Origin of the sequence: Rothia sp. P4278, from assembly GCF_048512945.1 — a bacterium.
Taxonomy (GTDB): Bacteria; Actinomycetota; Actinomycetes; order Actinomycetales; family Micrococcaceae; genus Rothia.
Genome location: NZ_JBLXXU010000004.1, coordinates 1 through 13,763 on the forward strand (window position 1 = coordinate 1; position 13,763 = coordinate 13,763).

The 13,763-nt window shown below is 53.9% G+C and carries 15 protein-coding genes, 1 tRNA gene and 1 pseudogene; 14 read left to right on the forward strand and 3 right to left on the reverse strand.

The window, feature by feature from the left end:
* The first annotated feature begins 356 nt into the window (after nucleotides 1-356).
* From ACN085_RS08150 to ACN085_RS08180, 7 genes and pseudogenes are all read left to right on the forward strand, one after another.
* Nucleotides 357-1,244: a DsbA family protein gene (locus ACN085_RS08150; RefSeq protein ID WP_419111201.1), complete on the forward strand. Its 888-nt coding sequence runs from the start codon at nucleotides 357-359 to the stop codon at nucleotides 1,242-1,244.
* A gap of 426 nt (nucleotides 1,245-1,670) precedes the next feature.
* Nucleotides 1,671-2,243 (forward strand): annotated as a pseudogene (locus tag ACN085_RS08155) (nucleoside hydrolase); the annotation flags it as partial.
* A 433-nt stretch (nucleotides 2,244-2,676) separates the two neighbouring features.
* Nucleotides 2,677-3,417 carry an ECF transporter S component gene (locus ACN085_RS08160; protein WP_419111202.1) on the forward strand — a complete coding sequence of 247 codons (741 nt, stop codon included), beginning with the start codon at nucleotides 2,677-2,679 and terminating at the stop codon, nucleotides 3,415-3,417.
* A 110-nt stretch (nucleotides 3,418-3,527) separates the two neighbouring features.
* Entirely contained in the window at nucleotides 3,528-4,037 is a 510-nt protein-coding gene (locus ACN085_RS08165) for a CbiQ family ECF transporter T component (protein ID WP_419111203.1), read from the forward strand.
* A 139-nt stretch (nucleotides 4,038-4,176) separates the two neighbouring features.
* Entirely contained in the window at nucleotides 4,177-4,560 is a 384-nt protein-coding gene (locus tag ACN085_RS08170; RefSeq protein WP_419111204.1) for an ATP-binding cassette domain-containing protein, read from the forward strand.
* Nucleotides 4,547-5,440: an ATP-binding cassette domain-containing protein gene (locus tag ACN085_RS08175; RefSeq protein ID WP_419111205.1), complete on the forward strand. Its 894-nt coding sequence runs from the start codon at nucleotides 4,547-4,549 to the stop codon at nucleotides 5,438-5,440. The genes ACN085_RS08170 and ACN085_RS08175 overlap by 14 nt, the downstream gene beginning before the upstream one ends.
* Nucleotides 5,441-5,639: 199 nt before the next feature.
* Nucleotides 5,640-5,713, forward strand: a tRNA-Thr gene (locus ACN085_RS08180).
* A gap of 231 nt (nucleotides 5,714-5,944) precedes the next feature.
* On the opposite strand, the gene ACN085_RS08185 is transcribed toward ACN085_RS08180, so the two are convergent.
* Both ACN085_RS08185 and ACN085_RS08190 read right to left on the reverse strand, forming a co-directional pair.
* On the reverse strand, nucleotides 5,945-7,267 hold the full coding sequence (locus ACN085_RS08185; RefSeq protein WP_419111206.1) for an ATP-binding protein: 1,323 nt from the start codon (nucleotides 7,265-7,267) through the stop codon (nucleotides 5,945-5,947).
* A 14-nt stretch (nucleotides 7,268-7,281) separates the two neighbouring features.
* The gene (locus tag ACN085_RS08190) at nucleotides 7,282-7,770 is read right to left on the reverse strand and encodes an AAA family ATPase (protein WP_419111207.1); all 489 of its coding nucleotides are present in this window, start codon (nucleotides 7,768-7,770) and stop codon (nucleotides 7,282-7,284) included.
* 417 nt (nucleotides 7,771-8,187) lie between these two features.
* On the opposite strand from ACN085_RS08190, the gene ACN085_RS08195 reads away from it, so the two are divergent.
* A complete protein-coding gene (locus ACN085_RS08195; RefSeq protein WP_419111208.1) occupies nucleotides 8,188-8,550 on the forward strand; it encodes a hypothetical protein in 363 nt (120 codons plus the stop codon).
* 187 nt (nucleotides 8,551-8,737) lie between these two features.
* On the opposite strand, the gene ACN085_RS08200 is transcribed toward ACN085_RS08195, so the two are convergent.
* Nucleotides 8,738-9,544 carry an alpha/beta fold hydrolase gene (locus tag ACN085_RS08200; RefSeq protein ID WP_419111209.1) on the reverse strand — a complete coding sequence of 269 codons (807 nt, stop codon included), beginning with the start codon at nucleotides 9,542-9,544 and terminating at the stop codon, nucleotides 8,738-8,740.
* Nucleotides 9,545-10,211: 667 nt separating this feature from the next.
* Here ACN085_RS08200 and ACN085_RS08205 point away from each other — a divergent pair.
* The 6 genes from ACN085_RS08205 (at nucleotide 10,212) to ACN085_RS08230 (ending at nucleotide 13,552) form a co-directional block, all read left to right on the forward strand.
* Entirely contained in the window at nucleotides 10,212-10,967 is a 756-nt protein-coding gene (locus tag ACN085_RS08205; protein ID WP_419111210.1) for a siderophore-interacting protein, read from the forward strand.
* Nucleotides 10,968-11,104: 137 nt separating this feature from the next.
* Nucleotides 11,105-11,908: an SGNH/GDSL hydrolase family protein gene (locus ACN085_RS08210; protein ID WP_419111211.1), complete on the forward strand. Its 804-nt coding sequence runs from the start codon at nucleotides 11,105-11,107 to the stop codon at nucleotides 11,906-11,908.
* 557 nt (nucleotides 11,909-12,465) lie between these two features.
* On the forward strand, nucleotides 12,466-12,702 hold the full coding sequence (rpmB, locus tag ACN085_RS08215; protein ID WP_083090534.1) for a 50S ribosomal protein L28: 237 nt from the start codon (nucleotides 12,466-12,468) through the stop codon (nucleotides 12,700-12,702).
* 2 nt (nucleotides 12,703-12,704) lie between these two features.
* Complete coding sequence (gene rpmG / locus ACN085_RS08220; protein WP_185173514.1) at nucleotides 12,705-12,875, forward strand: 50S ribosomal protein L33; 171 nt, start codon at nucleotides 12,705-12,707, stop codon at nucleotides 12,873-12,875.
* Between the two features lie 3 nt (nucleotides 12,876-12,878).
* Nucleotides 12,879-13,184, forward strand: coding sequence for a 30S ribosomal protein S14 (rpsN, locus tag ACN085_RS08225; RefSeq protein ID WP_419099990.1), 306 nt, complete (start codon nucleotides 12,879-12,881; stop codon nucleotides 13,182-13,184).
* A gap of 80 nt (nucleotides 13,185-13,264) precedes the next feature.
* The gene (locus ACN085_RS08230; protein ID WP_419099989.1) at nucleotides 13,265-13,552 is read left to right on the forward strand and encodes an HU family DNA-binding protein; all 288 of its coding nucleotides are present in this window, start codon (nucleotides 13,265-13,267) and stop codon (nucleotides 13,550-13,552) included.
* Nucleotides 13,553-13,763 lie beyond the last annotated feature (211 nt).

Below are 13,763 nucleotides of genomic sequence, written 5' to 3' on the forward strand. Positions count from 1 at the left end.
TGGGGTTTGGTGACCTGACCCCCCCTTTTTTTGCTTTAAAGAGTTACATGCTGTGAGCTTATTGAAGGCTTGCCCTACCATGCCGAGTGCCACTCAGAAGCTCAGGCTGGCAAGAACCACACGCAATGGCCTTCCACAGGCTGTCACCGCCCTGACCTTGGTACAGCTTGTCTCTAAGAAGGACGGCTGTTCTCAGCTGTCCGAACAGCTAGCTAAACCTTCCAGCTCACAACCGGCTGATACTAACCCCAATATTTTCATAGGAAAGTAGCCTAGGGCGGAAGTTAGGGGACTATCGGCTCCAAAGCAAGGTAGGCTTAAAACATCAGAAACCTATACAGAAAGCGAGCATAGCTGTGTCCAAGACAAGCTCTGCAGCAGATGCCCGTGAGAAGGCCCGCCAGCTGGCAGCCCAACAGGCTAAGAAATCTGCTAAGTCATCCACTCGCTGGATCCAGTTCACCGTCCTCGGTGTTATTGCCCTTATCATCGCTATCGTTGCAGTTGTTGTAATCAACGGCAACCGTAACAAAATTCCTGAAGCAGGGCCTGTCCCCACCTCTGCAAACCAGTACGGTGGCATTGTGCTTACCAAAGACGGAATCGTCCAAGGTACAAGCGCTGAGGAAAGTCGGGACAGTCAGGACCTCGGCAAGTCGGAGGCGACCTACACCAGTATTGATGGTAAAGAGACAGCTATGCCCCTGGGTGTGGCCCTGCCAGATCAAGCAAAAGACAATGGGCAACCCGTCCGACTAACCATTTTCCAGGACTTTGACTGCGTCCACTGTGCAGACTTTGAGAGCACCTACGGTGACGAAATTCAGCAGCTAGTAGATAGTGGCAAGATTACCCTAGAAATCCGTAACCTGACCTTCTTGGATGCCCACAGCCCCACCTACTACTCCTCACGAGCCAATAACGCAGCCTACTCGGTAGCTAACCAGGTTTCGGCCGACAAGTACCTAGACTTCCAACGCGAAATCTTCTCCCACCAGGGCACAGGTGGCCTCTCCAACGAAGAACTGGTTGATATTGCCTCCAAGTACGGGGCAGATGTTAAGGACGATGTCGCCAACAACACCTGGCGCCCTTTCATCAACACTGTCACCCTAGAATCTGCAAGCAACGGTATTAGCGGAACCCCCACGATCTTCGCAGACGGAGACCTCTACAACGCTACCAGCGCTGACTTCTCCCAGTGGATCAACCAGAAAATCACCGATAAGAAGATCAGCGAATAGTTAGTTACCCCAGGGGGTAATACCGATAGCCGGCGATACCTTTGAGGGTTGTGTGGCAACGGACTCTACCATGGACTAAACTAGAGATAACTTGCAGGGGTAGCTACCGTCTACTGTTCTCTGAGAACGGTAGACGGTAGCTACCCCTTTTGTTTTGCCCTCAGAAAGTAACAGACAGAGCCATGCCCCCTTCATCTGCTGATTCACTCCGACCCCTGGAATAGATGATTCTTTAGCGCTCACCTACGTATTCTCACATCCCGAGGCTCGTGTTGAAGCGCTGGTGGCTAGTGGTGGGAACGTCAGCACCGAGCAGGTTGGTAGAAATATTTCGGGGGCTCCTAGAGCTACTGGGGGGCTGCTCCAGGAACATCCTGGGCGCTGGGAGCCAAAAACCCGCTGGCCTAGGACCTCACCACCACCGAAGAAACCCACGGCCCTCTGGGAACCGGCTACGGTCAGCTACCTGGGCCGGAAGAGCCTACCGGGCGCAAGTACGGCGAAAGGGCTGAACTCTGGATTGAGACGTCACGAGCCTTCCCGGGGGAGCTCCACGGCCTTGTGCTGGGACCCAGTACCAACCTCGCCCTTGCCCTGGAACAAGACCCGGACCTGGTGCACCGGCTCGCTAGCCTCACCATCATGGGTGGTGCTCTGAACCACCGGGGCAACACCATGCCCACCACCGAGTGGAACGTACACTCTGACCCGAAAGCACTCCACCGCGTACTGGCGGCCTACAGCCCCGACCGACAGAACCCCGGGCAAAGTGTGCCGGACTATCAGCTGCTCCTCTGCCCCCTAGACTCCACCGAAGAAAGCGTCATGACACCGGAACTCCGCCAGTGGCTCCTGGCCGGCGGGGGAGAGCTCTTAGACATGCTTGATGATGCCCTGCAGTTCTACATTGAGTTCCATGAATGGGACAAACTGGGCTTCATAGCCCATGTGCATGCCCCCTTCGTGACAGCGCTGGCTGTTAACCGTGCTTTGGCATAGGCCAGGCACCTCGCCCTCACCCTGGGGGAGGACCAACCCGTCATCCTAGACGTTGACTGGCAGGAACCCTGACATGGGGCCAAGTCGTAGCGGACTGGCTAGGCCTCTGGGATAGACCCACCAACGCTCAGGCGCTCACAGCGGCGCATACCCAAGAGTTCTTTGAACACTTCATAGAGGTCGTACGTTCAGCCTACGCCCGCCAATGAGTCATTCTGCATGCCGTGGGCAGGCAATATCTACCCGAGCGCAACTTATACAGACCCCAAGCACACACATAAAACGAATGTTTATTCTATAGAAAGGGAAGGGAAAGGCTCCCACCCCACCTACAGTCCCGGCAAGCACCTCTGGGCAGAGGAACTCGCGCACCGGCGGGTTCTTCGGTAAAACTTCAGCTCACGCACCCGAACCGCTCACCCCGGTTCAGAAAGTGTTTAACATCCGCCCCGCCTTAGTCATTGCAGGCACCTACGCTTGGGCGGTACTCACCGCGGGTGGCCCCACCAACTACAGCGGCTACCTTGACGGCAGTGCCGATACCCAAGCTGCGCTCTCCCTGCCCCTGACCCTGGGCTTACCCCCCTCAGCGTTGTTCTGCTCCTGGCCGCCAACCTCTCCCCGGCTTGCTATCAGCACCCTAGCTCTTATTCCCTTTGCGGCGGCCTTCAAAATCATCGTGGGCCAGCTTATCGGCTTCTCCGGAATCCCGCTCTACCTAGACTCAGTAGCCACCGTCCTCATCGGCGTACTGGCTGGCCCCGCCGCCGGTGCCATGACCGGTGCCGTCACCAACCTGGCCTGGGGCCTGACCATTAACCCCACCACAATTCCCTTCGCCGCAGGTGCCGCCGCTATCGGCTTCTTGGCCGGGTGCTCCCGCCGTGCGGGCCTGATGAGCAAACTCTGGACCGCCCTCCTGGCAGGCCTGGGAACCGGCCTTATCGCCGGGTTCCTGGGCGCGCCCATTGCCGCTTTCGTCTTTGGCGGTGGCCAGGGCGTTGGCACCGGCTCCGTTGTTGCCGCCCTGCAAGCCGCCGGGCAGTCCCTGCTGGGGGCAACCACCCTGCAATCTCTGCTGTCTGACCCGCTTGATAAGACCGTGGCCTTCCTGCTGGTCTGGATCATCGTTCGCGGCCTACCCAACCGCGTGCGTATCGCTCTGGGTGCATGACACCAACACCCACTAACCGGCTCAACCCGCAGACCTGGGTGATGCTGGGTACCGCAGGCCTACTCCTTGCCCTAGCTCCCCTGCCGCTCCACTGGTAGGTGGGGCTCCTGGTGCTCCTGGTAGGCCTGCACCTTGTGGGTGGGAGCCTGCGATCCTGGTTGTGTCTGGCGCTGGTCGGACTTCTGCCGGTGGCAACTATCGCATTCATCATTCAGCTCATCAGTCACGGCGGCCAGACTGTCTGGGCCAGTTGGGCACCCACCGGCTTTATGGTCTTCAACCTCACCGCAGAAGGCGCCCGCTATGGGCTACGGCTGGCCCTGCAAATACTGGGCTTCGGGACGGCCTGCTCTCTGCTCATTCTGCCTACCGGCTCCCAGGGGCTACGGGCGGCCCTGCACACCTGGCGGTTCCCGCCCCGTCTGGTCTACCTGCTGGTGGCATCTCTCAACGCACCGGCCCAGCTGGTGCACTACTCCGGGCTGATCCGCCAGGCCGCCCGCGCCCGTGGCATGGATAAACCCGGGCGAATCCACGGCGCCCTCCTGGGGGTACGAACTGCCACCGCACTCTTCACCCTGCTCCTGTTGGACTACGAGACACGGGGGGGCGCACCCTGACAGACCGCAACCTACTGGCCCCCGGGCCGCGCACCCTGTGGCAGGGCTACCCCGATAGCGCCTGGCAAAGACTGGTTCGATTGAGTGCGCTTCCGCTGGCTGTAGTCCTTATTATCTGCTCCTACCTGGGGGTACTCCCGTGAACCGTACCGACTATTTGGCTGAGACCCTGGCCCCCGGTGAACGCCTCCTCATTACCGGCGGGCGCGGTAGCGGCAAAACAGCTTACCTGCACGAACTCATAGAGGCACACGGCGGGCTCCTTATGCCCATCAATCCCCACGCCCTCATGACCGGGCTGGCGCCCACCGTCGCCCAAGAAATAGCCCTGGGGCTGGAAACCACAGCCACCAGCCGCACCCAACTCCGGGCAGAGGTCCAAGACATCGCCGACCGGCTAGGTATTGCCCACCTGCTGGAAGCCAACCCGCTAGAACTTTCCGGCGGGCAAACCCAACTCGTCGCCCTGGCCAGCTACCTTGCCCCTCGCACAGTCCGATGGGAATCGGGTGCTGGGCCTTGATGAGCCCTTCCTCGGGCTGGATAACACCGCCCGCACCCGCCTGCTGGGCCTGCTGGCTGAGTGCCGTGGGCCGCTGGTCTGGGCATCGGCCCGGCCTCAGGACGATGAACTCGCCTTTGCTGGAAGAACCTTGAACCTGGACATAGCGGGAGAGAGCACCGCATCGGGTAAGGCGGGAGATGCCGCGCTAATGCTCGCTCCGCGCACTTCTTGCACCGTTGCGGCCCGCGACCTGGCACTGACCGCCTACACACCCCGCAAACGCTGGGGCAGAACCGCCACCGCACCGATCGTCAACGCCGGTATCAGCTTTGAGCTGGCCCCCGGGAACTGCCTGATACTCACCGGCCCTAACGGCGCAGGCAAAAGCAGTCTGCTCCGCACCATCGCAGGGCTCACCCCACCGGCTAACGGCACCCTCACCGTAGGCGGGCAAACCCCCTCCGGTCTGCCCGGCCCGCAACGCCTTGCCCTCGCCCAGCTGGTAGCCCAAACCCCGGCCCACCATTTCCTCGCCAGCACTGTAGCAGCAGATATGCGACTCAGCGGGGGAGAAGGCACGAGCGACGCAGAACGTACGCTCCTGCGCGAAACCATACTCGGTAAAGGCCATGAGGACACCCACCCACTCGACCTACTCCCCGCCCAGCAACACCTACTTGCGCTGGCAGAAGCCCTCGCCAACAACCCCTCCTGCCTGCTCCTGGACGAACCCACCGCCGGACTCGACGCACCAGGGCTGGTACAGGCCGTTGAACTGGTACAAGCCCACTGTGCCGCCGGAGGGAGCGCTGTGGTAGCCACCCACGACCAAGAACTTACCCAGCTACTGACCGAACGACTGACCTGCCAGAACCTGCACCTAGAAACCTACGCATAAAATCAGTGTGCCCAAGAGCAGGTACAGCGGCGGCGTGCCTCCCTCTTGCCCGGTTCGCTGACGCTCACAGGGCAATTCACGCCAGCCCCAGCCAGCACGCTGCCCGCCGCACCTGCACCGGGTGGGTTGTGGAGTAGCTGACCGCACACTGAACCAAATATGCACTCAGCGGCAATATCCGGTACACTTGAAAAGCGTTGCCTCCTTAGCTCAGCTGGCCAGAGCACCTGTCTTGTAAACAGGGGGTCACCGGTTCGAATCCGGTAGGGGGCTCTGAAATTACAGATAAAGACTGCGACCGAACGATACACCATTAACCGGTGCCCATTCGGTCGCAGTTTTATTTCCTCGCGCGCCCGGAATTCGGGCTCTCATTTGGTTCGAATCCGGTGGGGGCGTCTAATAGTAAATTTGGTTGCTTCTGAGGTTTCGTAGAGTGTCGCAACAGACTTTAAATGTAATCTAACTTTTCTGTTTGATCTATAGGATCTATGACAACATGACTCACAACTTATTTGCTAGATCTTCTATTGATTTCATCCACCCTAAAATTTCTCCGTTAGGATCTACTTCTTTTATCTGGTCTGCTGTCATTTTAGGGAAGGCATCGTTTGCAAGTTTTTTCTTAACATTTCTAGAATTGATGCTCTTTCGATCAGGAATAGCACCAATTGCATTAGCAACTAGCTGAGGTACATCATCTGTAGGTCCAAAATTTACAGTTACATCTAAAGTTTCTTTGATAACATCAGGGTGCAAATAATTTTCCATCTCTCGTCGAGAAGTTAAAAACGCTTTATCGTGATTTTTTCGCGCATTGACTTCTATCACCGTTTTCTGGTATTTAGAGACATCATTATCGTAAATATGAAACTCAGGTCGCCTGAAACCTTTAAGGTATTGTTGTGATACCCATTGCCCCAATGTTCCTCCTCCTAGTGGGACAAATGCAACCTTTGGGCTTTCACATAAGTCGATAACAGAGCTATCTTCCTTGTGGAGGGCATGACTCAGGGATTTTAGAGCTAACACATCATTTGGGCCTTCAACACATATTAGGACGCGCACGCGATCGTCAGGGAGAATTCCTAATTCATCTGCAATTTCCTCGAACATATTTTGAGATGTAACGTGGATGGGGACACCATCTATTTTTTTAATAAACCGAAGGCTTTCAGCAGGGAGGTTAGCGGCGACTGACGGGCTGTGCGTAGTTAGGATAACTTGACAGTTTTCCTGAGAAGACATCTGCTTGAAAGATTCAAGTAAGATTTTTTGGTTCTTTGGATGCTGTGCAGTCTCCGGTTCTTCTATCGCATAAATAACGTTGTTTCTTGTATCTTCCTGCATTCTACGTTCAGCTTCAGACTTAAAGAAGCTCACCAGAACTAGCCTACGAACCCCGCTTCCTCTTTTGTTAATGGAAATCCCATTATCAGAATCAAGAGAGATTCCAAACTGGCTGGCCCATTTAGGGGGGGTTTTAAAGTGCGGGGTTAACCCTTCGCTAATTTCTGGTGACAGTTGCTCCAATGCTTGATGAGTACGTTCAGCTAGTTCGGTAGCCTTTTTCTCAACAGCTTGTTCGACTTGCTGAAGTAAATCTTGAATCTTTGGCTCGGCAAGAGCTGTAGAAATAGCCAACTTCATCGGATCTTGCACTTCACTATCGGAATCCTGGCTTGGGCGATCCGCCTGAAAAAGTGCAAAGTGAGGTAGGTGCTTAGACAGGTTTTCCCAAATCTTTTTGGAGTCTTCTGAAGAAACGCTGATTTCAGTGGTTTGAAGCCCCAAATCTTTACAAGACCCCCATATAGCTTGACGCATCTCTACGTTATTGCTTAAGTGGATTCCTTTTTCTTCGATTTCCTCTGGTTTAAGGAATTTTTTGAGGAGAGACTTGAGGTTACTATTTTTTTGTTCAAGTAAATTATCGAAACCGGTAGCTGACGGATGCTCGCAAACAATAAAAACCTTTTCATTAGGCTTTGAAGAACCTTTTGTCCATCTTTTTTTACCGTTAACATGTCATTGTTGTCTAGTAGAAATTCTGAACCTAGATTTGTTTTTGCATTAGAATCGATGACAATTTCATCTGGAAGGTCGCTGAAAGTACATCCAATCTCGAAGTTATCTGAGTTGGTAAACACGTTAAAGTCAGTTAGATCAGGTTTCACTGTCCCATCGCCAAAGAAGATTGATAATGCTTCTAGCACTGTTGACTTACCTGCATCATTTTTTCCTACAAAAGTGGTAAGGTCGCTGAAGGTAATCTTTTGTTCTTCCTGGTAACCTCGGAAATTTTGGATGGTCATAGATTCTAAACGCATAATATCCTCGCTTAGTGGGGAGTCGTAGAATCGACTCGGATGAGCTAATCGATATTCATGATACATATCATGTGACCTAGCACCTCCGCAGTAAATGCAGATGTGGTGATTTTGCCTTCTTTGTTACGAAGACGGGCGTGTGTCTGCAGCACGATAGTAGGATCGGCATGTCTTGACTGAAATTAAAGCTGTCAACCTATTGAAGGTATGTCAGGGAGCTTTCCCTGCTCTCAATGAAACAGAAGAGCCCAGCAAAAATCAATTATTTTTTATTCTTGGATGCATACTGGTTATGCCTTGATTTTCAAGGCAAAAGATGATAAATGAATGAAGCTGTAGGTGGTTCGAGTGATTTCGCAGTAAGATTAGAAAACTCAGACTCATACTTAGAAAGTCAACGGAGGGCGGGGCAATGCTATGAGCAACCTAGGTGGATATCAAATAATCACCACTCTCGTAAAAAAGGTAGGCGGCCCGAAGTCCGCGGCCGGTATTGCACTAGGGTCACTCGGACTTGCATACAAAATTGGTGGGTTGGTGGAGCGTAAAAAGATGCCAAAAGCTAGTTCCAATGACTTGTCAGCAAGACTGTATAAGGTTACTGCCGAGGTTTCTTGCGGAGGTGGTTTAACGCTAACGCCCGGTAATGTTTTTCGTGTCTTAGCTCAGAACGAGGATACTGTACTGATTGCGGTCATCGGCGATGACGACAACCCTTACCAGGTATCTCCAGAACTTTTGGCTGAAAACTCAGATTTTGATTTGCTCACTGAGCAATAAAGCTGAAGAGGCTTATGGTAGGCAATGAGTCTATGGAAGTACTTGCGTTATAGGCAAAGGCTTTATCTGCGCAACTTGCCAACTATGGAGCTTCTTCCTCTAAGGGAACCGATACATCTGGAAAACTGCGACCGAACGGTGCACCAATAACCGGTGACTATTCGGTCGCAGTTTTGTTTCCTCATAATTACTGAGAGAAGTTCTTGGCTGTTGGATTCTCCAGCTTCATACGTAGTAGCCAGTCCTCAAAGACCGCTTTCACCAGGTGTGGCTGTTCCAAATGGAGATTATGGCCAGCCATATCAAGCACAAGGTAGGTTCCTTGTGAGTAGTGGTCCAACCAGGTGAGGCCATCCCTGTACCCCACAATATGATCCTGCCTACCAAACAAGTGCAAAGCCGGAGCACCAAAAGGTTCAGAAGCAACTTCTTCAGGCACAGGTGTTACCGCATACTGAGCAGAAATCTGTTCCATGATACCTGCGTCAGCTTCAAGAAGACCTGGTATCACATACTCTAAAAACCGCTGATAGTTTGGCTTGTCCTGGATAACTGAAATATCCGTAAACTCACCCTTATGCTCACCTAACGCAGATATAAACTCCGCATCCTCAAAGACAACTGATTTTTGGGGGACTGTCCTACGTTGCGCCTGGGGCTCAAATACACCGGCAAGCGTCGCCAACCCTAAGACCCTGCCACGCTGCCTGTGAGCCATGCTTCTAGCAATCATTGCTCCAAACGAATTGCCCACAAGCGCAAACGGCTCCTGGTCCAAATAGTCTAAAACTTCTTGTTCAACGGTATGCAGGATTTCATTAGAACTCTTAACAGAAAGGTCTAGCCCCTGCCTGGTCCATGGTAAATCTATGTATATTCTTCGCCAGCCTGAAAAATCAATTGTTTCTTCAAGGCTTTGCAGGATAAGGCTATTAACACCAAAACCATGGATGAAAATAATCGGGGTGCCAGTACCGGTATCTTTGCTAATCATGCCTTTATCTCTCGAGTAGAGGAGGTAGTCTAATAGATTCAGCTTAGCCTAGGAAACCCTACCCTCCTAGATAGCCCCCAGCCCGCTCTTTCACTTAGCTCCCTTGTACAGAGCTAGATTGAGCAGACGTTATAGGAGGATGGGAAAAGCACTAGGCGACCCTGAAATCCTTGGGAGTAAAATGTGTGCTTCCCCAGCGGTGGTAACCGGGATTACTTTTATCCCTCTGCTCACCGGAACCTATGCCCTGTTGACTTTCGCCGGGAAACTATCTCATCGGTAGCCGTCAACGTGTTAGCCTCTCCCTGGATGGGGGGCGACGCTCCTCAAACTTGCTCTGATGGGGGGGGGTAGCTCGAGTAGCCGGCTTTAGAGCGGTAACCTCTGAGCCGCTGGCAAAATCCGAAGCGTAGCGGGAGCAAATATCGTCTCCCTCTAACCAGTTGAATCGCTCCTGGTGGTAGGTACCCTGGTGGTCCTGGCCGGCGCAAGAACCATCAACCGGTGACCATTCGGTCGCAGTTTTCTTTCCTCGCGCGCTCGGAAACTGCGCCCTGATCTACTAAACTCCTCGGCTAAGTTAGGGTAGCCTAAGAAATACAGAATGAGAACAGACTGGACTTGTGACCAGCTCAATCTAAAGCCAGGCTAAGGAAGGGGCAGCGCAATGGGCAGGGGCATTAACGGGGCAATTTTGAAACTCCTACGGGCAGAAGACCTCCCCTGCACCGTCACTAAAACCTGGATGCACAGCCCTACCATGAAAGCCTTACGAATATCCTCCCCAGAGTTCCTCAGAACCTACACCCCGGCTGAAGGGGAATACCTGCGCTGCTGGTTCCCAGACCCAGACCACCCCGCCAAAGAAGTCATGCGTGGCTACACCATGATCGACATCGACCCCAAAGCCGGCGAATTCACCCTCCTCTTTCTTCTACACCAACCCGCCGGCCCAGCCAGCCGGTGGGCAGAAACTGCCGTTGCCGGTGACCGTTTTGAAGCCTCCTACTACGGCTCAAGCCCCTTCTCCCTCCCCCCAAACAAGCCTGAAGGCTTCATCTTTGTGGCAGACGCAGCAGGCATACCCTACGTCAATGCTCTGGCAGACCAGCTGGCAGACAGCTTCCCACTCAAAGTCTGGTTGCTAGACTGGCAACCCAGCCACCACCAAATCCCGCTACGCCACCATCAGAACATCACGATTGAGTGGATCCAACCCAGCGCTGAAACCTTGCTAGAGAAAGCTCAAAGCACAGACTGGAAAGGCTGGTACCCCCACCTAGTCTGCGAAGCAAAAGTCTTGTTACCCACCCGTCGCTACCTACTCAAAGAAGCTAAAATACCCAAAGACTTTATGTACGTGCACGCCTACTGGATACAGGGTAAGGAAATGGGCAAGAGCAGAGAGCTCTCAGACTCGTAAAATCCTTGGAGCGCCAATGGAGGCAGGGGATAGCAGAAAGCCAGGGGACTGATATCACGGGCAAGAGTTCTTTGCATCTCTGCAAAAAGGAGTAAAGTGGCGGGTGTACTGAGCATTTACACCTGAGAGGCACACCCATGATGTCCATTCTTGGCCGCGACGAAAGTATCCGCTATGTAGCACTGGGCGACTCTCTGAGCGAAGGCGTAGGCGACGATGCCCCCGACCGCCCCAACGGTGTACGCGGCTGGACCGACCGGGTGGCTGAACAGTTTATGCTGGCTGACCCCCAGGCTCTCTACGCTAACCTGGCAATCAGGGGCCGCCTGCTCGTGCCCATCATTGAAGAGCAGCTAGAACCCGCCCTTGAGCTTAAACCTAACCTGGTCAGCCTGATTGGGGGCGGCAACGATTCACTCCGCCCAGGCTTCGATGTTGATGCCCTCATCCAACATTATGATGCGGCCTTCAAAACCCTGCGCGACGAAAATATTGAGGTCTTTACCATGACCGGTTTTGACCCCGGACCCAAGGGCTTCTTGAGCGGCAACCGGGCCCGTGTGGCGCTCTTCAACGAGCTCTTGCGTGAAGTCGCAGAGGACCGGGGCGTGGCTATCGTCGATTACTGGCGTATGCGCGAGCTGAGAGATCTGAGGTACTGGGCACCGGACCGTCTCCATATGAACCCTGCTGGCCATACTCTGGTTGCCCGCCGGGCACTGGAAACCCTGAGCGCCGAGAACATCCGTATTGGTGACCCCGTCGTACCCGAATCAATGCCTCAGACCCGCGCCCAGGAGGCGCTGGCGAATGCAAAGTGGGCCCGTGAATTTGTGGTGCCCTGGATCGGCCGCCGTCTGCGCGGAACAAGTTCCGGCGACAACATCGCACCCAAATACCCCGAATGGACCCGCTTTGATGCGCTCCCCGAAGAGGGGTAGAAGGTAGATTAACAGCTCCTTTAAAGGATTAAAAGAGTTAAGAAGTTAACGTCACACTCAAGATTACACACGTGTAATTTAGCTTCTTGCCCTTGTGAGAGCGCGAGTTTTAAAACGCGCATAAAGAACCTGAGAGTGCCGATTAAAGCCTGAAATGACTTGCGAAAAGTTAAATAAACGGTAGAATTGACGGAAGGTTCAAGCGCAAATTTGGGCCCGAGGATTAAGCTTGCGAAGACCGGAGCAGGTAGCCCAGCACCGGCTGTCGCAAGCTTTTTATTGGGGTCTGAGCTTGCGTGGTTTCCCGTAATTACCTAGACTTTAAGGCTGTTCGTAGTGGTGGCAACACCTCTCGTTCGCCTAAGCTTCACCGTTTTTCCCGCGGCGGGGATTCACTTCGGCCTCTCACCCGAAGATGAGTCTCAAACACTCTAGCCTTGGAGAATAACCCGGTGCTCTACCTATTAGGTGACGGGACGCCCATTGCTGATTATCGGCTTCGGCTGGTAAGCGCCAACTGCGTACCGTCATTTCGTCAACATTTGGAGGAGAAAACTATGGCAGCTGTCTGCCAGGTGACCGGAGCTGTTCCCGGCTTTGGACACAGCATTTCGCACTCGCATCGCCGCAACAAGCGTCGTTTCGATCCGAACGTGCAGAAGAAGAAGTACTACGTACCCTCACTTCGTCGCAACGTAACCCTGAACGTCTCTGCAAAGGGCATCAAGGTGATCGACGCACGTGGTATCGACGCAGTAGTTGCTGACATTCTTGCACGCGGAGAGAAGATCTAAACATGGCATCAAAGGCTAAGGACGTTCGTCCTATCATCAAACTTAAGTCCACTGCGGGCACCGGCTTTACTTACGTTACCCGTAAGAACCGCCGTAACAACCCCGATCGTATGGTTCTCAAGAAGTACGATCCCGTTGTCCGTAAGCACGTTGACTTCCGAGAGGAGCGCTAAACAATGGCTAAGAAGTCCAAGATTGCTCGCAACGAGCAGCGCAAGGTCATCGTTGCACGCTACGCTGAAAAGCGTCTGGAACTGAAGAAGACCCTGGTTGACGAAAACGCAACCCCCGAAGAGCGCGAAGCAGCCCGCCTGGGTCTCCAGAAGCTACCCCGCAACGCTTCACCCGTTCGTCTTCGTAACCGCGACCAGATCGATGGCCGCCCCCGTGGCACCTTCCAGAAGTTCGGCATTTCGCGTGTCCGCTTCCGCGAGATGGCACACCGTGGCGAGCTACCCGGTGTTACCAAGTCAAGCTGGTAATCTGTAGCTGATACGGTTAGCCTTGTGAAAGGGCTAACCCAAGCCACTCACTTTTTGTAAAGTCTCAGGAGGAGCATTCCATGGCTAAGAACCGTAGCGAACTCGTAGCAGAGGTAGCAGAGAAGGCCGGCACCAGCCAGGCTGCAGTGAACGGCGTCCTTGACGCACTGTTCCAGGTCTTTGAAGCATCTGTTGCTAAGGGCGAGAAAATCACCATCCCCGGCTGGATGGCCATTGAGCGCACTGACCGTGCAGCTCGTACCGGTCGCAACCCCCAGACCGGCGAAACCATTCAGATTCCTGCTGGTCACGGCGTCAAGCTGACCGCTGGTTCAAAGTTGAAGGCAGCAGTCTCCTCCAAGAAGTAAATTCTTGAGCAGACTTTGAAAAGGGCCACCCCGAGTACGGGGTGGCCCTTTTGCTTTCTCAAACTATAATCAGGACCAAGCCGAGGGGCCTGAGACCACTAGCCTGTGAGATAATAAGCCTGTAACCCCGGGCGTTCCTAGGATCGCAGATAAATTTTTCTCCGGGGTAGGCCACCGCAGAAGATTGGGACCAAAGCTTTAATCTTCTGAC

Excerpts from the sequence above, each read along its gene's own strand:
- ACN085_RS08185 (WP_419111206.1), bottom strand. The coding sequence starts at position 7,267 with ATGCGTCAAGCTATATGGGGGTCTTGTAAAGATTTGGGGCTTCAAACC.
- ACN085_RS08190 (WP_419111207.1), bottom strand. The coding sequence starts at position 7,770 with ATGCGTTTAGAATCTATGACCATCCAAAATTTCCGAGGTTACCAGGAA.
- rpmB (WP_083090534.1), top strand. The coding sequence starts at position 12,466 with ATGGCAGCTGTCTGCCAGGTGACCGGAGCTGTTCCCGGCTTTGGACAC.
- rpmG (WP_185173514.1), top strand. The coding sequence starts at position 12,705 with ATGGCATCAAAGGCTAAGGACGTTCGTCCTATCATCAAACTTAAGTCC.
- rpsN (WP_419099990.1), top strand. The coding sequence starts at position 12,879 with ATGGCTAAGAAGTCCAAGATTGCTCGCAACGAGCAGCGCAAGGTCATC.
- ACN085_RS08210 (WP_419111211.1), top strand. The coding sequence starts at position 11,105 with ATGATGTCCATTCTTGGCCGCGACGAAAGTATCCGCTATGTAGCACTG.
- ACN085_RS08230 (WP_419099989.1), top strand. The coding sequence starts at position 13,265 with ATGGCTAAGAACCGTAGCGAACTCGTAGCAGAGGTAGCAGAGAAGGCC.
- ACN085_RS08200 (WP_419111209.1), bottom strand. The coding sequence starts at position 9,544 with ATGATTAGCAAAGATACCGGTACTGGCACCCCGATTATTTTCATCCAT.
- ACN085_RS08205 (WP_419111210.1), top strand. The coding sequence starts at position 10,212 with ATGGGCAGGGGCATTAACGGGGCAATTTTGAAACTCCTACGGGCAGAA.
- ACN085_RS08195 (WP_419111208.1), top strand. The coding sequence starts at position 8,188 with ATGAGCAACCTAGGTGGATATCAAATAATCACCACTCTCGTAAAAAAG.